This is a genomic window from Mucilaginibacter sp. R-33, from assembly GCF_049949235.1.
In the GTDB taxonomy this organism is placed as follows: Bacteria; Bacteroidota; Bacteroidia; order Sphingobacteriales; family Sphingobacteriaceae; genus Mucilaginibacter.
This window is the reverse complement of sequence record NZ_CP188089.1, coordinates 5,219,072-5,235,204: the sequence shown is the minus strand read 5'-3', so window position 1 is coordinate 5,235,204 and position 16,133 is coordinate 5,219,072. Positions and strand designations below refer to the sequence as shown.

Genomic DNA, 16,133 nt, shown 5'->3' with positions numbered 1-16,133 from the left:
ATGGAAGAGGCAAATGTTCAAACCAGCGAGCTATACACGTTGCAGCTGCCGTCAAAAACGGAGAGCATAACGTTGCTTGAGCAGCTGATAGAAGAAATTGCTGATAAATATCATGTTGAGGAAGATACTTTTGCCAACATGATGACTTGTCTTAACGAAGCGGTTATTAACGCCATTATGCATGGGAACAAGCAGGACGAAACTAAAAAGGTGATTGTTAATGCCGAGGTTGAATCCAAGCGTATTATCTGGACTGTTACCGATGAAGGCCCTGGCTTTGATTATAATAACCTTGCCGATCCCACAGCTCCCGAAAATCTCGAGAACCTGACCGGGCGCGGTGTGTTTATCATTAAACACCTTGCCGATCAGTGCATCTTTAACGCCTCGGGTAATGAAATTGAACTTCATTTTAAGATCTGATGCCCGCGATTAATTTTTTTGAAGAAGACACGACCTTTAAGCCAAAACAAAAAACGCAGTTAAGACAGTGGATCAGGGATACTGTAATTGCCGAAGGTTTTAAATTAAAAGAACTTAATTATATTTTTTGCTCAGATGCCTACCTGTTGCAAATAAATCAGCAATACCTTGATCATGATACTTTTACTGATATCGTAACTTTTGATAATTCGGAAGTAGAGGGGGAGATAGTTGGCGATATCTTTATTTCGATAGACCGCATCCGTGAAAATGGCGCCAAATTTAAAACCGGCGAAACCGATGAGTTGCACCGTGTTATTATTCACGGCGCACTGCACTTGTTGGGCTATACGGATAAAAGTGTTGTTACAAAACAAAAAATGACACAAAAAGAAGATGAGTACTTAGCTAAAAGAAATTTTTAGCTTTACTTTTATAGTAGATTATTAAAAATCAATTGTAAAAACCATGAAAACACTGGCACTCATCATCGCCTTATTATTTGCCACCGCGCCATCTTCAGTATATGATTTTAAACTGAAAACCATCGACGGCAAAGATTTTAGCCTGGCTAAATACAAAGGCAAAAAAGTATTGATTGTAAACACAGCCTCAAAATGCGGCTTTACCAAACAATACGCCGATCTGGAAAAACTATCTGAGCAATACAAAGGCAAACTGGTTGTAGTAGGTTTCCCGGCCAATAACTTTGGCGGCCAGGAGCCGGGCACAAACCAGGACATTAAAACCTTTTGCAAAGAAAACTTTAACGTAAAATTCCCGATGAGCGGTAAAGTAAGCGTTTTAGGTTTGGATATCGATCCGTTGTTCCAATACCTGACAACTGCTCCAAACCCTGATTTTACCGGCGACATCAAATGGAATTTCGAAAAATTCCTGATAGACGAAAATGGCAAGCTGATCCACCGTTTCAGGTCACAAACTACGCCGCTGTCTGAAGATATCACAAAGTATTTAAACTAAGGCTTTGCCTTTACGGCACAGGCTACCGGCGGTAGTGCCGGTAGCGCAAGATAGTTTTGAACAAAGTAAAGGGGCAATAACCAATTGGTTGTTTGTCCCTTTACTGTTAAAGCGGGATTGATCTTTTAGGCTGATGATTATAATGTGCAAAGGTGAAATAACAAACGGTCGCGAAGCCGGGCGGCAACGAATTATGGTAATGATAAGGTTTAGGCTTTAAAGATCACTAACAGGGAAGTTAATTTAAACAAGTCCATTTAGTTTCTTTATGAGGCTAAATTAGGGTTAACCAATCAGCCCTGCAATACTGAAAAAGTGGTATATCAGAATGCGCGGAATTTATTAATAGCTTCTACTTTATTTTGTACCTGCAGTTTGATGTAGGTATTGCGGATGTGTTTTTTGACGGTTCCGGTAGAGATATCGAGGCGATCGGCGATTTCTTTGTACTGGAGGCCGCGGGCCAGGTGGTTAAGTACTTCAACCTCGCGTTCGGTGAGGCTTTCGGCAGCAGGGGCAGGTGGTTTATCGGTGTCGGCATTGAATGATGCGATGACCCTTCGCGAGATATAGGCGCTCATGGGCGAACCGCCGGCGGCGATTTCGATAATGGCGTTCCTGATCTCATCGGCCGAAGATTCTTTGAGCATATAGCCGGTTGCGCCGCTTTTTAAAGATTCAAAAATATTGGTATTGTCGTCGTTGATGGTGCACATCAAAAATTCGGCATCCGGGACAAAGGGCTTGGCCCGCCGTATAAATTCAATGCCCGACATGCCTTCAAGGTTTATATCCACGATAAAGATATCCGGTTTAAGCAGATCAATTTTTTTTAATACGGCTTCGGCATTGGAATAAGAACCAATTAAAGTTACGCCGCTCATATCATGAATAATCTGTTCCAGCCCGTGCCGGTAATGTAAATTATCCTCTAATAAAATTATCTGGAGCATGCTTTGCGGTAAATATAAAATGCTAATTTCCTAAAATATCCCGGTTTTCTTAATACCTATTATGGGGTATATGCTAAAGGTTTAGTTTAAGGCCGATGGATGTGCCTTTACCGAGGGCGGTATCAATTTTGAGTTCGGCGTTCAATCTTTTTGCCCGGGCGTAAATATTGCGGATGCCCATGGTTTCGTGTTTGCGCACATCAGGGTCAAATCCGCGCCCGTCATCACGGATGCTGATCTGCAGCCGGTTTTTGTAAAGATTGATTTCCAGAAACGCGTTTTTCGCCTCCGAATGTTTGACAATATTGTTCAATACTTCTTTAACAAGGAGGTATACCTGGCGCCTTTTTTCGCCGCTGATGATAGCCGGGGTTTCGTTAACGGCGGCATTTACATGAAGATCAATATTGCTGTATTCAAATATTTTAATGGCTTGTTTATGAATAAAACCGGCCAGGTTGCTTACTTCGTCGTTTTCGGCATCAAGGCTCCAGATAATTAACCTTACCTGGGTAGATATATCGGTAATGGCTTCATGAATAGCGTCAATCTCCTTAAAAGCCGGCTGATCGGCCGCTTTGCGGCTGAGCAATTCGGTCCTGAGCTTAATGCCGGAGATGCTTGCCCCTAAATCATCATGCACCTCACTGCTGATCCGCTGTCGTTCGCGCTGGAGGGCAAGGGCATTTTCATAATCCTTTTTTTGTAAGCCGATGATGGACTGATAATATTTCCGTACCAGCAGGAACACGATGATTATGGCACTTAATACAGCCAGCACCTGCAGCCATAACTGCTGGTACCATAAAGGCATAACAGCAAATTTAAAAATGAGCGGCGGGCTTAACTGGTTAAACCGGTCGGCAGCCAGGGCTTCTAACTCATAGTTTCCGGGGGGCAGCAGGTCGAACCGTTTTTCGCCGGACGGCGCGACGCTCCAATTTTTGTCAACCCCTTTAAGCCTGAAGCGGTATTGTATTTTACCCATGCTTTTGTAGGACAGGGCAACGCAGTTAAATACAACAGGGCGGCCGTAAGTAAAGCTGCTTTGAGTACCGGTTATCCCGTCATTAATCAACACCGGTTTAGGCAGGCTCGTATTCCCTAAATTTTGAGTGACGGCTATGCCCTGATCTGTGGCTATATAGTAATCATGGCCGTTCTGCACCACATCGGCAATGTTGTCCGAGGGGAGCCCGTTACTGGTATTGAGTAAACTTATGCGGTAATTTTGATAATTATTATGGAAACTGATAATGCTTACACCGTTTGCGGTACAGACCCATAGTGTATGGGCATCTGTCCATACCAGTTTACGGATATCGCCTGAAAAAATAGCAGGAGATCTAAATTGAACAATTTTTTCCCCAGTCCACAAAAACACCCCCTGGGCTTCGGTACCTATAGCGCATACATCATTATTTGATGCCAGGCATTTAACAACATCAATCCCTTTATTGGGCAGTATCTTGGCATAATAGGGAATTTTGCTTGTGTTAGGTGTAAACTTATATAATCCGTAAAGTGAACCTATTAGCATGTTGTTTTTATACCAGGCAAGAGATGTCAAGCGCAGGTTTTCAAATGCATAGCCTTGTTTATGCTTGAGCTGACCTGACGATGCGATAACGGAATTTTGTGAAATAAAACAGATTTCTTTATCAGGCCGTTGAGCAATTCCTTTTATAGGGCCAAAGAAGTATTTTACAGAATGCCATAACGCCGGGTTCTTATTGGAAATATCTAATCTGAATAAGCCATTATCGGTACCAATCATGAGCCTGTTGCCCGGAATTGTAAGCAGGCTGGTTATCCGGTTAAAGTCAGACCGGTTTTGATTAATGGATATGATGCCGGTTAATGACGATTGATTTGTTCCAAGCTTCATGTAGCTGAGGGTGCTTAAAACATGCCCGGCAAAAAGATATCCTCCTGCAATACCCAGTTTTAAAACATCTTCATTGGCCAGCCCGCTTTCTTTGTTAATGATTTTTATTTCGGGATTGGTACACAGAAAAAAACCTTTGTCATAACTGCCAAACCATAAATTATTTTCCCGGTCAATAACCGTAGCGGTAGTGATGTTATTATTAAGGTAATTTTTCCGCTCGCCAGTAAGATAGTTAATAATGTAGGTGCCCTGTTTTACCGTTGTAACGGCAAATGTATTTTTGCCGGTAAGGTACACCGAAGTCACATTCCCGGTAAAAAAGATTTTATTGAGCGGGATGATCCCGCTTTTTTGATACCGATAAACATGTACCCAGCCTTTAGTGATCAGTAACAAATAATTTTGCTGTAAAGCCAACCGGTAAGGTTTGATATTGTTATTGGCGGTTTGAAAACTTAACTGGCCGGCCTTAAGCTCTTCTTCGAGGATGTCAAGGTCGTTTTCAGATAGGGTGATCTCTTCTCCGTCAGAACCATAAATGTATCCGTTCAAATGCCGGATAGCATGTCTTTCCGATTTTAACTCTTCAAAATGGTATACTTTGGTACTAAGCCTGTAATTTACACAGAGTTCATTATAACGGTTAAAAAAGAAATTGGCGAAGGGTGAAACGATTACTTTTTGAGATGAATTAAGCTTATGTATAAGTCCGTTTTCATAGTAACAAACCCGGTAGTTATTACAGTAAAAAAAAATCCGGTGATAATTATCCTCGGCAATCCGGAAACACTCATTGTTTTCCAGCCCATCGGCCGATGTGAAGTTTTTAAAGTGCTGGCCGTCAAACCTGCTCACGCCTTTATCGGTGGCCAGCCAGATAAAACCCCTGCTGTCCTGCATTAAATAGTTAACCCTTGAACTGGGCAGGCCATCAGGCGCGCTATAATTTTTCAGGTAAACTAACTGATATGGAATGTAGGCATATACCCGGCCCGGGAATAGAAACAATGTTAATATTAAAAGTTTAAAAAAAGGGCTTTTTAGCGGCATTCTATAATTTGTATCAATTTAACACTGCTGCTTTTTTATCAATATGCAATGATACGGAGCGTACGGCTTTTGTGTTGCTATATCACGTGATAAATTTAAAAAGAAATAATGTGTAATTATGTCCATCTAAATATAAGCAGCTCGACTATAAATATTTATTATATAAGTGTCCCGCTTATACACACAAGGTATGGGTGTGTCATGCCGTTCGGCTTGTGGGGATGCACCGGTTTCTGCTTAAGCTATCTTCGGTAGAAGTTATCTATAAAACGACTTTCAATTTATGGTAATAGCCAAAGTGACAAGACAATCACAAAACCTTAGTTAAAACAAAACTTTTTCTATCTTTGGTTCATCAACAAATGATAGCAACAATCATTAAATATGGCACCGGGGAGAACCTCAAATCCCTTATCACGACATTTCTTGTCTCAGAGCCTTTTTTTAATGATCCACCAACCTTTCTTTTTTGCTAATCAAAACCAGTTGTTGTGCAACTGTATTTGAGTTTTTTCCAACACCATTTTTCCAACAATTTAATTCAATGCGGACAATTGCATGAGTCATTGTGTTTGTCCGGTCTATCTTAATTTTAGCAAGAAATGAAAAAAACACTTATTCTATTACATATAGCAGTCATTCTGGCGGGTTTTACAGGCGTATTTGGGAAGCTAATCTCTTTAAATGAATATTTACTCACCTGTTACCGTACACTGTTTTCTTTTTTATTCCTGGTTGTTATTGTGTGGATCAAAAAGCCACAATTTAATTATTCGTGGAGCAATATCAGGAAAATGGGCAATGCCGGGCTATTGATAGCTTTTCACTGGGTATTCTTTTATGCCAGCATCAAATATTCCAACGTTTCTGTAGGCGTAGTTTGCTATTGCCTCACCAGTTTTTTTACGGCGTTCCTGGCTCCGCTTGTTAACAAAAAACCGTTTAATATAACCGAGCTACTATTAAGTATGCTTACGCTGGCTGGCATTGGCCTGATCTTTCATTTTGATACCTCATTCAGAACGGGGATCATACTCGGTGTAATATCATCTTTCCTGGCATCACTTTATACCATCTTTAACGAGCGCTTGGTTAAAAAGTATGACGCAACTGTTATGAACTTGTATCAGATGCTGGCCGGATCTGTCGCGCTGATACTGGCCTCGCCGATATATCTTTATTTTTTTCCTTCAAAAACGATACTACCAGGCACATTAGATATCATTTATTTGGTGCTTTTATCGCTTTTTTGCACGGTTGGCCTGTATGTTATGGTGGCCGAGGTTTTAAAGAAAATGTCTGCCTTTACGGTTAATCTAACCTTTAACCTGGAGCCTGTTTACAGTATTTTACTGGCAATGATTTTATTTAATGAATCCCGGCAACTCAACGTATCCTTTTATGCAGGCCTGTTGATGATTATAATCTCGGTAGTTTTACAGGCTGGGTTAAACCGAAGGAAAAGGACGGAGCAGGCGATGTAATCAAGAAGCACGTCATTGAGCGTAGCGCGGCAATCGCATACTATACAGAGCGGCTATGCTTCCGTGCGATTGCCGCGCTACACTCAATGACATGTTGTTTCAGCCCTGTTCAGATATCCTGGCTGCGGCCCGCGCCGGTAAGTCCAGATTGCCATCCTGTTTAATGAGGTTAAGTTTATGTTTGGTAATGATCCATTTGCCGTCAGTTTCAATAAGTTCGGTATCATAGGTGCCTTCAACAATCCACAGTTCATCACCAATAAAATGATCGGCTTTGCCATAATAATGAACAAGCGCTGCCGATCCGTTTTGCATGACATAAAAATCGGCCAGTTGGTGATGGGTTTTGTCGAAGCCGGGCAAAAAGCCGCGCCACGCCGTAATAATACCTTCGGATGGTACAACACTTGCCGGATTGCCGGTCATCGAACTATAGTCAAGCTCGACATTTTCGGCAAATGTATTTTTAACTTTGCCCCAGTCGCGCTCGTCAGCTCCGGCAAACAGCCTTATTACCGTTTCGATTATCTGCTCTTTCATGGTTTTGCGTAGGTTAAATTCACTCAAATATCAATTATCCAGCTCATTTTACATATTAACAACAATCTTTTATATAAACTTGTACTGTTATTGGTTGTTTTCCCAAAACAGCCCCACCATAAAACATGAGTCAAAATTTTTACCAACATATATTTGCCAAACAGCAAAGGCTGGAGGCTGTGCCTTCAAACAGGGAGATTACAGCGTGGGCGCTAAAAGTGATCCATTTGCTATATCCCGAACAAACCGGGCAGCAATACGCTTCGGTTGAGGAACTGAAGGATGAATTTTTAAGGCTGGAGAATGAACTTTGTGACATTATGCATGCAACAAAGGCCTGTAGCAATTGCGATACCTCAAAGCTGGCCAAAAAGTTTTTTGAAGGCCTTCCCGACTTGTTCCGTATTCTGAATACCGATATTCAGGCTATTTTTAACGGAGACCCTGCCGCGCGCAGTGAGTTTGAAGTAATCCGTACTTATCCGGGCTTTTATGCCATTTCGCTTTACCGGGTGGCGCATAGCCTTTATATCGATGATATTCCGCTGTTACCAAGGATCCTTACAGAATATGCGCATTCTAAAACAGGGATAGATATCCATCCTGCTGCCCAAATAGACGAGTATTTCTATATAGATCATGGTACCGGTATTGTTATTGGCGAAAGCTGTAGAATAGGTAAGCATGTAAAGCTGTACCAGGGCGTTACTTTAGGTGCTTTAAGTGTGGATAAAAGTATGGCCAATACCAAGCGGCACCCAACGGTGGAGGACAATGTGGTGATTTACTCGGGGGCCACCATTTTAGGCGGCGAAACCATCATCGGGCACAACAGTGTGGTAGGAGGGAACGTTTGGCTCACCAAGAGTTTACCGCCAAATTCAAGGGTATACCATACTCCCAATCACCGGATCCTGAAAAGGCTGAGCATTAAATTGTTCGGACACAAGAAATAAAACATTTACCTATAAAAATTATATAATGGCTTCATTGATAGACCTGATAGGCAACACGCCTATGGTAGAAATTAAAAAGCTGAACCCCAATCCAAAAGTGCGGATCTTCGCCAAGCTGGAAGGCAATAATCCGGGCGGCAGCGTAAAAGACCGTGCGTCGCTCAACATGATCAGAAGTGCTATTGAGCGCGGCGATATTAAACCCGGCACAAAGTTGATTGAAGCTACCAGCGGCAATACAGGGATAGCATTGGCTATGATTGCAAGGTTGTTTGACCTGGAAATAGAGCTGGTGATGCCGTCCAACTCCACCCGCGAGCGTACGCTTACAATGGAGGCCTTTGGCGCTAAAGTTACGTTGCTTGAAGGGATAGAGCTTTGCCGTGATTATGCCGAAGAAAAAGCCGCCACTGGCGAGTATTTTTTGCTGAACCAGTTTGCCAACCCGGATAATTACATGGCCCACGTAAAAACCACCGGCCCCGAAATTTGGCGGGATACCGAAGGCAAGATCACCCATTTTGTAAGTGCGATGGGTACTACCGGCACCATCATGGGTTGCTCAAGATACTTGAAAGAGCAAAATGCCGATGTGCAGATAGTTGGTTGCCAACCCGTTGAAGGTTCGTCTATCCCGGGCATCCGCAGATGGCCGGAGGAGTACCTGCCCAAGATCTTTGATGCTAAACGGGTTGATAGGGTGATGGATATCTCACAGGAAGACGCTACCCAAATGGCGCGTCAGATGGCCAAAGTAGAAGGCGTATTTGCAGGCATGAGCAGCGGCGGTGCACTATCTGCGGCTGTAAGACTTGCGCAGGAACTGGAAGAGGGGCTAATCGTTTTTATTTGCTGTGACCGGGGCGACAGGTATTTGAGCAGCGAGTTATTTGGATAAATACCGATGGAACCGACAGAGGATAGTAATAATTATAAATACGGCGTATTTTATTACAACAAAGATGATAGCCGGATCATTGTGCCCAAAAGAATTAAGTACATGGGCTGGACAGTGAATTTTGCCCACCCGTTAAGTTATTTGATTATAGGCGGATTACTGGCTGTGGTAATTATAGCATGGATAATTGCCCCGCAGAAATAAATACGTATTGTTCATAAACTTGCGCCCGTTTGTAACGGGTACTTAATATGGTATGGCGTTTGTAACGCAATTACCGGCGCTTACGTTAGAAATATAGGCCCGTTTTAAGAACTTCATCACAGATGTTCTCGCCGCCGGTTTGCAAGATTTTACAACACTTCTAACTCCTTCAGCTTTATCTCTAAAGCTTCTGCCGATGTAAAATGGATACATTCAATTCCCATTTTTTCCGCCGCTAAAATATTACGATAGTTATCGTCAATAAATAAAGCCTCATCTGCATTTACATGGTAACGATCAAGCAGGGTTTGATAAAAGGCAGGGGTGGGTTTACGCATTTTTTCGGCGCCGGATACCACAATGCCATCAAACCATCCTAAAAAATCGAAACGCTCCTGAGCCATCGGAAAAGTTTCGGCCGACCAGTTGGTCAATGCGTAGATTTTGTATTTACCGCTTTCTTTTAATTGTTTGAAGATCTTTACCGTATCGTGAAAAGGCTCGCCAAGCATCTCTATCCAGCGGGAATAAAAAGCACGGATATTAGCTTCGTGTTCTGGAAATTGGGCAACAAGCAAATCGGTACCTTCCTGCAGAGAGCGGCCGGCATCCTGTTCCTCATTCCAGTCAGAGGTACAAATATTAGCCAAAAAGTCTATCATTTCCTGTTCATCAGCAAACAGGGTGCGGTACATATAATGCGGGTTCCAATCGATTAGAACGGCCCCCAGATCGAATATTATGGTGTTGATCATTTTTTCTTTGCGTGGGTTTCATGAACCTCGGCTTTTGTAACTACTGAATCTTTCAAAAAAACAACAAGCGTTTGGGTATAAATCAATTTGCCTTTGCTGTATTCTCTGTCAAGGTCGTATACCATGCTGTCTTTACTGCTTAATTGAGGGCGGTGGAGCAAATGGATCACCTGTTGATATTTAAGATTATTAAGCTGTTTACTTTCAATCAGGTCATTAACCATACCCGGGCGATAAGCGAACGTAAGGCCATCTCCATCATCCCATTTATCACGGTCGAACTTTTGTTTACGGCTGCAGGCGGTTAGGCAAACTGCGAGGAGGCAGATAAATATCAGGGTTTTGCTAAGCATTTTATGTTTCGGTATTGATGCTAACCCGTCATTGCGAGGTACGAAGCAATCGCGAACTATGCAGGGCGGACCTGCTAATCGGGGATTGCTTCGTACCTCGCAATGACGAGGAGGAAATGGTTTTCCAGCAGCTAAAAATACTGAAATTAATTAACCCCTAAAAGATAGCCTTTAAAATCAGCAAAATCTTTACTGATGGCTACTGCGAGCTTGGTTTTTGCTTCCAGTTCTTTTACCTGTTCCGGTACTTCAATTTTAGCAGCAACCTCATCGCTAAATACGTCAGGGAATTTACAAGGATGTGCGGTTGAAAGGAATACACCGGCGGTGTCAACAGCGGCATGGTCCTGCTTATAATCGGTTAAAGCCTGCCATGCGATAGCAGTGTGTGGGCAAACCACATAATTATAGTTATCAAATACCCAGTTGATGGCTTTTACAGTTTCCTCGTCATCGTACTTAAAGCCAACAACCAATTCTTTAAGCGCTTCGGCGTCGTTTTTAAACAGGTCGGCAATACGTACCCAGTTGCTTGGGTTGCCTACGTCCATTGCGTTAGATAAAGTTGCTACCGATGGTTTGGGTTGATAAACGCCGGTTTTTAGAAACTCAGGCACGGTATCATTAACATTGGTAGCCGCAATAAATTTTTCGACAGGCAAGCCCATTTTCCAGGCTAACAAACCTGCGCCTATATTGCCGAAGTTGCCGCTCGGTACCGAGAACACTACTTTTTTGATGCCCTGTCTTAATAGCTGTGCATAGGCGTTGAAGTAATAAAACGTCTGCGGCACCAAACGTGCAATATTGATGGAATTGGCCGATGTAAGGCGGAATTTTTCGTTTAGCTCATCATCAACAAATGCCTGTTTCACCAACGCCTGGCAATCATCAAAGGTACCGTCAACCTCAAGGGCTCGGATGTTTTGGCCGTTTGTGGTGAGCTGCTGCTCCTGCACGCCGCTTACCTTGCCTTTAGGATAAAGGATGGTTACACGGGTGTTGGGGACACCTAAAAAACCAAGGGCTACCGCGCCGCCGGTATCGCCGCTTGTAGCAACCAGTACGTCAAGCTGTTTTTCGCCGGGTTCAAGGAAATAGCTCATGACGCGGCTCATAAAGCGGGCGCCAAAATCTTTAAATGCCAGTGATGGCCCGTGGAAAAGCTCGAGGACATACACATTGTCTTCCAGCTTTACGATAGGAGCCGGAAAGTTAATGGCGTCATCGATCAGGGCTTTCAAATCTGCCTCCGGAATAGAGTCGCCAAGCAGGTTTTGTGCTACTTTGAAAGCAATTTCGGGCAGGGTATATTTATCAAGATTGTCGATAAAATCAGCATCCAAACGTGGAATGCTGTAAGGCATATACAAGCCTTTATCCTGCGGCATGCTGTTAAAAACCGCGTCTTTGAACGATACTTCAGATAGGGTATTATTGGTACTGTAGAGTTTCATTTTTGATTTCGGAATTCGGATGTTCGATTTCGGATTTAATTAGGTTTATTAGAGCTCATCCTACCATGTCATTGCGAGGTACGAAGCAATCGCGAACTATACAAAGCGGCTCTGCTAATCGGGGATTGCTTCGTGCCTCGCAATGACGAGGCTTTTTATGATGTTGACTTAATACTTGCGACTTAGAACTTCAGACTTGGGACTATCCCAAAACCTTCGGCCCCGCGTCATTTATAGTTGATACATAACTGTTTGAGCCGATCTTTAGGCCGGTTAAGTGCTGTTGCAGCTTTTGGGTGATGGCTCGTGCGGTGGCTTCGTCTTTGGTAAAGGCAAATACTGAAGGGCCTGATCCTGAGATGCCAAAGCTTACAGCACCAAGTTCCATAGCCATTTCGCGCATTTTATAAAAGTCTGGAATCAGCATAGAACGTACCGGTTCAACCAGCACATCTTTCATGCTGCGGCCAATCAGGTCGATATCTTGCATAAACAAGCCACTCACCAGACCGGCAATGTTGCCCCATTGGGTTACAGCATCTTTCATCTGGATGTTTTTGCGAATGATCTGGCGGGCTTCGCGGGTTGGTACATCCACATCCGGGAATACAATAGCGCACCACAGGTTTTTAGGGTGCGGTAACCTCACCACATCAAGCGGCTCATAACTGCGGATGAGCACAAAGCCACCGAACAGAGCAGGGGCTACGTTATCCGCATGGCCGTGACCGCAGGCCATTTCTTCGCCCTTCATGGCAAAAGGAAGCAGTTTTATAGGGTCGGAATCATCGCCTAATAAAGTCTTAATAGCAAACAAACCGGCAACGGTACTGGCCGAACTTGACCCTAAACCACTGCCGATAGGCATTTTTTTGTGTAACTCAATATCCAAACCAATGTCTGTACGGCCAACGCTTTGTAAGTAATGCTGAACGCTCACGCTCACGGTATTCTTTGCCGGATCAAGCGGCAGCCTGCCGTCATCGCCGGTAATTTTGCTGAGGGTGATGCCCGGTTTGCCCGTCACACGCATGATTACCTCGTCGCCGGGTTCATCAACTGCAAAGCCCAGCACATCAAAACCGCAAACCACATTGGCTACAGTAGCCGGAGCAAAAACGTGGATGCTATCGCGCGTCCCGCTCCTTAAAGGGGGAGCTAATTCTTGTAACTTATTATCTTCCATTATTCAAAATATCAAACTATCATATGTCGCTTTTAGGCGTGGGCTGTGCGATTCCTCGCTTGAGAGGGGGTAGGGGTGTGTTATTCTGCATGCAACTTATCGATACTATAACACACCCCTGCTAACGCGATTCCCGCCGCGCCCCCTCTCAAGAGGGGGTTTTTAAACTAATTAGCGCCCACGTTTATTAAATCAGCAAATACGCCTGCGGCTGTTACTTCGGCACCTGCGCCAGGGCCTTTTACAACCAGCGGACGCTCGTGGTACCTGTCGGTTGTGAAGGATATGATGTTATCACTGCCCGACAGCATGTAGAACGGATGGTTTTCATCAACCATTTGCAGGGTGATAGTTACTTTACCTTCCTCTAACTTGCCAATGTAACGCAATACTTTGCCGTCTTTTTCGGCTGCATCTTTAAGTTTGGCAAAATGCGCGTCTTCGGTTTTTAATGTTGCATAAAAATCTTCAACAGTTTTAGCTTCAAGGCTCGCTTTTGGCAGCACGCTTTCTATTTCAACGTCGGCCTCTTCCATAGCATATCCGGCATCGCGGGCAAGGATGAGCATTTTGCGCATAAAATCCTTACCGCTAAGGTCATCACGCGGGTCTGGCTCGGTATAGCCTTTGTCCTGGGCTTCTTTTACCACATCGTGGAAATTGGCATCGCCCTTAAAGTTATTAAAGATGAACGATATAGTGCCCGAAAGTATTGCCTCGATACGTTGCACCCTGTCGCCGCTGTTCATCAGGTTTTTAAGGGTATTGATGATCGGCAAGCCAGCGCCGACGTTGGTTTCGTAGAAGAAATCAACGCCATGAGCACGCGCGGTATCTTTAAACGTGCGGTACTGTTGATAGCTGCCCGAGTTACCTATTTTATTACAGGTGATCACCGAGATATTGGCTTTAAAGATCTCTTCATAAAACCCGATAGGGACAGGGCTTGCGGTGTTATCGATAAACACACAGTTTGGCAGATTCATTTCTTTCATCCTGTTGATAAACGATTGCAGATCGGCCTCGTAAGGTGATGATTGCAGGTCATTCTGCCAGGTATCTAAAGAGATGCCATCACTGTTGAAAGTCATTTTACGGGTATTGCTGATACCTGCTATTTTAACCTGGATGCCGTTGTTATCTTTCAGGTACTCAGTGTGGGCATTAAGCTGATTAAATAGCGTTTTACCAATGTTGCCGGTACCTAAGCAAAATGCATGCAGGGTTTTGGTGAGCTGTACAAAGAAGGCGTCATGTACTGCGTTCAATGCTTTTGACAAGTCGTTTGCGGAGATAATCACTGAGATGTTATACTCAGAAGAGCCTTGTGCTATAGCCCTTACGTTAACACCGTTACGGCCAAGCGCTTGGAACAACTTGCCCGACATGCCCGGTGTTTGTTTCATGTTTTCGCCAACAATGGCCAATATGGCCAAGTTTTTTTCGATAACCAGATGCTCCAGTTTTTTGGCGGCAAGCTCCAGTTCAAACTCCTGTTCGATAACCTGTTTTGCCCTGTCTGTATCCTGCGGCTGAACAGCGAAAGTGATGCTATGCTCAGACGATGACTGGGTGATCAGGATCACGTTGATTTGCTCGCGGGCAAGTAAGGAGAATAAGCGGCCGCTAAAGCCCGATTTGCCCACCATGCCGCTGCCTTCTAAATTGAGGATGCTGATGTTATTGATGGATGAGATCCCTTTGATAGGCAGGGTAGAGGCCTTGCAATCATGACGGATCACGGTTCCTTCAAACTCTGGCTCAAAGGTGTTTTTGATCACGATTGGGATCTTCTTTAAAAATGCCGGAATCATGGTTGGCGGATAGATCACCTTGGCGCCGAAGTAGGAAAGCTCCATAGCTTCGGTATAAGTAAGCTCGGTTAAGGAGAACGCTTTTTTCACCATGCGGGGATCGGCAGTCATCATACCGTTAACATCTGTCCAGATCTGAACCTCCTGAGCATTTAACGCTGCGCCGAATATGGCTGCAGTATAATCAGACCCACCGCGACCTAATGTTGTCGTCTGCCCTGCATCGTTTGAGGCGATGAAGCCGGTAACGATCAATGTTTTGCCTTTGTTTTCGGTATACAGGCCTTGTACCAGCCTTTCGGTAAGTTCGATGTTTACCTTGGCATTGCCGAAAGCGCTATCGGTTTTAATTACATCAGCAGCATCAACAAAAAGTACATCGCCAAAATGCTGGGCTGCAACTTTGCTCACCATCAGGGTTGAACAACGTTCGCCGAAGGCCAGTACCTGGTCGCGGGTTTTCGGGGTAAGTTCGCGAAGGGTAAGTACGCCCTGTAAAAGTTCTTCCAGCTGGTTGAAGTGAATTTTTAAACGGGTAAGCGCCGGGTTTTGGTTTTGCACATCCAAAAGGGCTTTAACCGTATCAAAGTGACGTTTCTCCAATTCGGCTAAGCCTGCGGTAAACTCTTTGCCGTTTGCCGCATCTTCGGCCATGGCCGAAAGCAGGTTGGTTACACCGCCCATGGCTGACAATACCACCACCGGCTTTTCTTCATTTTTTACTTCATCCTTCAGGATGCTTAACAGGGTTTGGATGCTGCTTACAGATCCAACGGAAGTACCTCCGAATTTTAAAACTTTCATTTATGGGTTTGTAATCGTTCTGTAACAAAAAAACCTTCCTCTTTGCGGAGGAAGGTTTTTCTTTTGGCTTTCATTTTATGTTTTACACCATACGATTATCTTCCTCCGAGGTTTATACCGGTGGTAATAATAATTGTAGAAATGGTGTTGTTAATTGTCATATATAATGTCTGTAAAGTAAGTAGATTATTTTCTGATTTGCAAGGAATATTTAACAAATTATGATTTTCGTAATAATTATCAGGTAGTTGGGTGAGTAAATGATAGATTTGATAATGAGGAAGGTAAGTAAAAGGTTTTATCAATGGTTGTGTGTTATTGAAGATGGGTAAGGGAGTAGTGCGTAACTATCTGCCCTTAAATAAAAATGCGTCATTGCTG

At 43.8% G+C, this 16,133-nt stretch carries 15 protein-coding genes; 7 read left to right on the top strand and 8 right to left on the bottom strand.

All coding sequences use genetic code 11. The annotated features are described in order from the left end of the window. From ACP26M_RS21575 to ACP26M_RS21565, 3 genes are read left to right on the top strand one after another with little or no spacing between them, the layout of a single operon-like run. Positions 1-423 carry an ATP-binding protein gene (locus ACP26M_RS21575; RefSeq protein WP_426583175.1) on the top strand — a complete coding sequence of 141 codons (423 nt, stop codon included), beginning with the start codon at positions 1-3 and terminating at the stop codon, positions 421-423. Next, positions 423-848 (top strand): rRNA maturation RNase YbeY, encoded by a 426-nt coding sequence (gene ybeY, locus ACP26M_RS21570; protein WP_426583173.1) that lies wholly within the window; start codon positions 423-425, stop codon positions 846-848. The genes ACP26M_RS21575 and ybeY overlap by 1 nt, the downstream gene beginning before the upstream one ends. Before the next feature lie 43 nt (positions 849-891). Beyond that, the gene (locus tag ACP26M_RS21565) at positions 892-1,407 is read left to right on the top strand and encodes a glutathione peroxidase (protein ID WP_091174940.1); all 516 of its coding nucleotides are present in this window, start codon (positions 892-894) and stop codon (positions 1,405-1,407) included. Between the two features lie 323 nt (positions 1,408-1,730). Here the strand turns inward: ACP26M_RS21565 and ACP26M_RS21560 are convergent, their stop codons facing one another. Both ACP26M_RS21560 and ACP26M_RS21555 read right to left on the bottom strand, forming a co-directional pair. Next, a complete protein-coding gene (locus ACP26M_RS21560; protein ID WP_426583170.1) occupies positions 1,731-2,360 on the bottom strand; it encodes a LuxR C-terminal-related transcriptional regulator in 630 nt (209 codons plus the stop codon). Positions 2,361-2,433: 73 nt separating this feature from the next. Continuing rightward, positions 2,434-5,259, bottom strand: coding sequence for a two-component regulator propeller domain-containing protein (locus ACP26M_RS21555; RefSeq protein WP_426581440.1), 2,826 nt, complete (start codon positions 5,257-5,259; stop codon positions 2,434-2,436). Positions 5,260-5,903: 644 nt separating this feature from the next. Here ACP26M_RS21555 and ACP26M_RS21550 point away from each other — a divergent pair. Further along, complete coding sequence (locus ACP26M_RS21550) at positions 5,904-6,785, top strand: DMT family transporter (protein ID WP_426583168.1); 882 nt, start codon at positions 5,904-5,906, stop codon at positions 6,783-6,785. A gap of 99 nt (positions 6,786-6,884) precedes the next feature. On the opposite strand, the gene ACP26M_RS21545 is transcribed toward ACP26M_RS21550, so the two are convergent. Then, positions 6,885-7,325, bottom strand: coding sequence for a nuclear transport factor 2 family protein (locus tag ACP26M_RS21545; RefSeq protein WP_426583166.1), 441 nt, complete (start codon positions 7,323-7,325; stop codon positions 6,885-6,887). Between the two features lie 125 nt (positions 7,326-7,450). Between ACP26M_RS21545 and epsC the strand changes: the two genes are divergently transcribed. From epsC to ACP26M_RS21530, 3 genes are read left to right on the top strand one after another with little or no spacing between them, the layout of a single operon-like run. After that, complete coding sequence (gene epsC / locus ACP26M_RS21540; RefSeq protein ID WP_426583164.1) at positions 7,451-8,281, top strand: serine O-acetyltransferase EpsC; 831 nt, start codon at positions 7,451-7,453, stop codon at positions 8,279-8,281. Between the two features lie 25 nt (positions 8,282-8,306). Continuing rightward, positions 8,307-9,179, top strand: a complete 873-nt coding sequence (cysM, locus tag ACP26M_RS21535) for a cysteine synthase CysM (RefSeq protein ID WP_426583162.1) — start codon at positions 8,307-8,309, stop codon at positions 9,177-9,179. Between the two features lie 6 nt (positions 9,180-9,185). Further along, positions 9,186-9,383 (top strand): DUF5808 domain-containing protein, encoded by a 198-nt coding sequence (locus ACP26M_RS21530; protein WP_426583160.1) that lies wholly within the window; start codon positions 9,186-9,188, stop codon positions 9,381-9,383. Positions 9,384-9,532: 149 nt separating this feature from the next. On the opposite strand, the gene ACP26M_RS21525 is transcribed toward ACP26M_RS21530, so the two are convergent. The 5 genes from ACP26M_RS21525 to thrA all read right to left on the bottom strand — a co-directional run bounded on the left by ACP26M_RS21525 (position 9,533) and on the right by thrA (position 15,752). Then, a complete protein-coding gene (locus ACP26M_RS21525; RefSeq protein WP_426583158.1) occupies positions 9,533-10,138 on the bottom strand; it encodes an HAD family hydrolase in 606 nt (201 codons plus the stop codon). Further along, positions 10,135-10,491: a hypothetical protein gene (locus ACP26M_RS21520; RefSeq protein WP_091176136.1), complete on the bottom strand. Its 357-nt coding sequence runs from the start codon at positions 10,489-10,491 to the stop codon at positions 10,135-10,137. Before ACP26M_RS21520 ends, ACP26M_RS21525 begins: the two co-directional genes overlap by 4 nt. Positions 10,492-10,637: 146 nt before the next feature. Then, the gene (thrC, locus tag ACP26M_RS21515) at positions 10,638-11,948 is read right to left on the bottom strand and encodes a threonine synthase (RefSeq protein WP_426583156.1); all 1,311 of its coding nucleotides are present in this window, start codon (positions 11,946-11,948) and stop codon (positions 10,638-10,640) included. A 202-nt stretch (positions 11,949-12,150) separates the two neighbouring features. Then, positions 12,151-13,134, bottom strand: a complete 984-nt coding sequence (locus tag ACP26M_RS21510; protein ID WP_426583154.1) for a homoserine kinase — start codon at positions 13,132-13,134, stop codon at positions 12,151-12,153. A 167-nt stretch (positions 13,135-13,301) separates the two neighbouring features. Then, on the bottom strand, positions 13,302-15,752 hold the full coding sequence (gene thrA / locus ACP26M_RS21505; RefSeq protein WP_426583152.1) for a bifunctional aspartate kinase/homoserine dehydrogenase I: 2,451 nt from the start codon (positions 15,750-15,752) through the stop codon (positions 13,302-13,304). Positions 15,753-16,133 lie beyond the last annotated feature (381 nt).

Bases quoted from the DNA above. Each gene is read 5' to 3' on its own strand.
- ACP26M_RS21575 (WP_426583175.1), top strand. From the start codon at position 1: ATGGAAGAGGCAAATGTTCAAACCAGCGAGCTATACACGTTGCAGCTG.
- ybeY (WP_426583173.1), top strand. From the start codon at position 423: ATGCCCGCGATTAATTTTTTTGAAGAAGACACGACCTTTAAGCCAAAA.
- ACP26M_RS21565 (WP_091174940.1), top strand. From the start codon at position 892: ATGAAAACACTGGCACTCATCATCGCCTTATTATTTGCCACCGCGCCA.
- ACP26M_RS21560 (WP_426583170.1), bottom strand. From the start codon at position 2,360: ATGCTCCAGATAATTTTATTAGAGGATAATTTACATTACCGGCACGGG.
- ACP26M_RS21550 (WP_426583168.1), top strand. From the start codon at position 5,904: ATGAAAAAAACACTTATTCTATTACATATAGCAGTCATTCTGGCGGGT.
- ACP26M_RS21545 (WP_426583166.1), bottom strand. From the start codon at position 7,325: ATGAAAGAGCAGATAATCGAAACGGTAATAAGGCTGTTTGCCGGAGCT.
- epsC (WP_426583164.1), top strand. From the start codon at position 7,451: ATGAGTCAAAATTTTTACCAACATATATTTGCCAAACAGCAAAGGCTG.
- cysM (WP_426583162.1), top strand. From the start codon at position 8,307: ATGGCTTCATTGATAGACCTGATAGGCAACACGCCTATGGTAGAAATT.
- ACP26M_RS21530 (WP_426583160.1), top strand. From the start codon at position 9,186: ATGGAACCGACAGAGGATAGTAATAATTATAAATACGGCGTATTTTAT.
- ACP26M_RS21525 (WP_426583158.1), bottom strand. From the start codon at position 10,138: ATGATCAACACCATAATATTCGATCTGGGGGCCGTTCTAATCGATTGG.
- ACP26M_RS21520 (WP_091176136.1), bottom strand. From the start codon at position 10,491: ATGCTTAGCAAAACCCTGATATTTATCTGCCTCCTCGCAGTTTGCCTA.
- thrC (WP_426583156.1), bottom strand. From the start codon at position 11,948: ATGAAACTCTACAGTACCAATAATACCCTATCTGAAGTATCGTTCAAA.
- ACP26M_RS21510 (WP_426583154.1), bottom strand. From the start codon at position 13,134: ATGGAAGATAATAAGTTACAAGAATTAGCTCCCCCTTTAAGGAGCGGG.
- thrA (WP_426583152.1), bottom strand. From the start codon at position 15,752: ATGAAAGTTTTAAAATTCGGAGGTACTTCCGTTGGATCTGTAAGCAGC.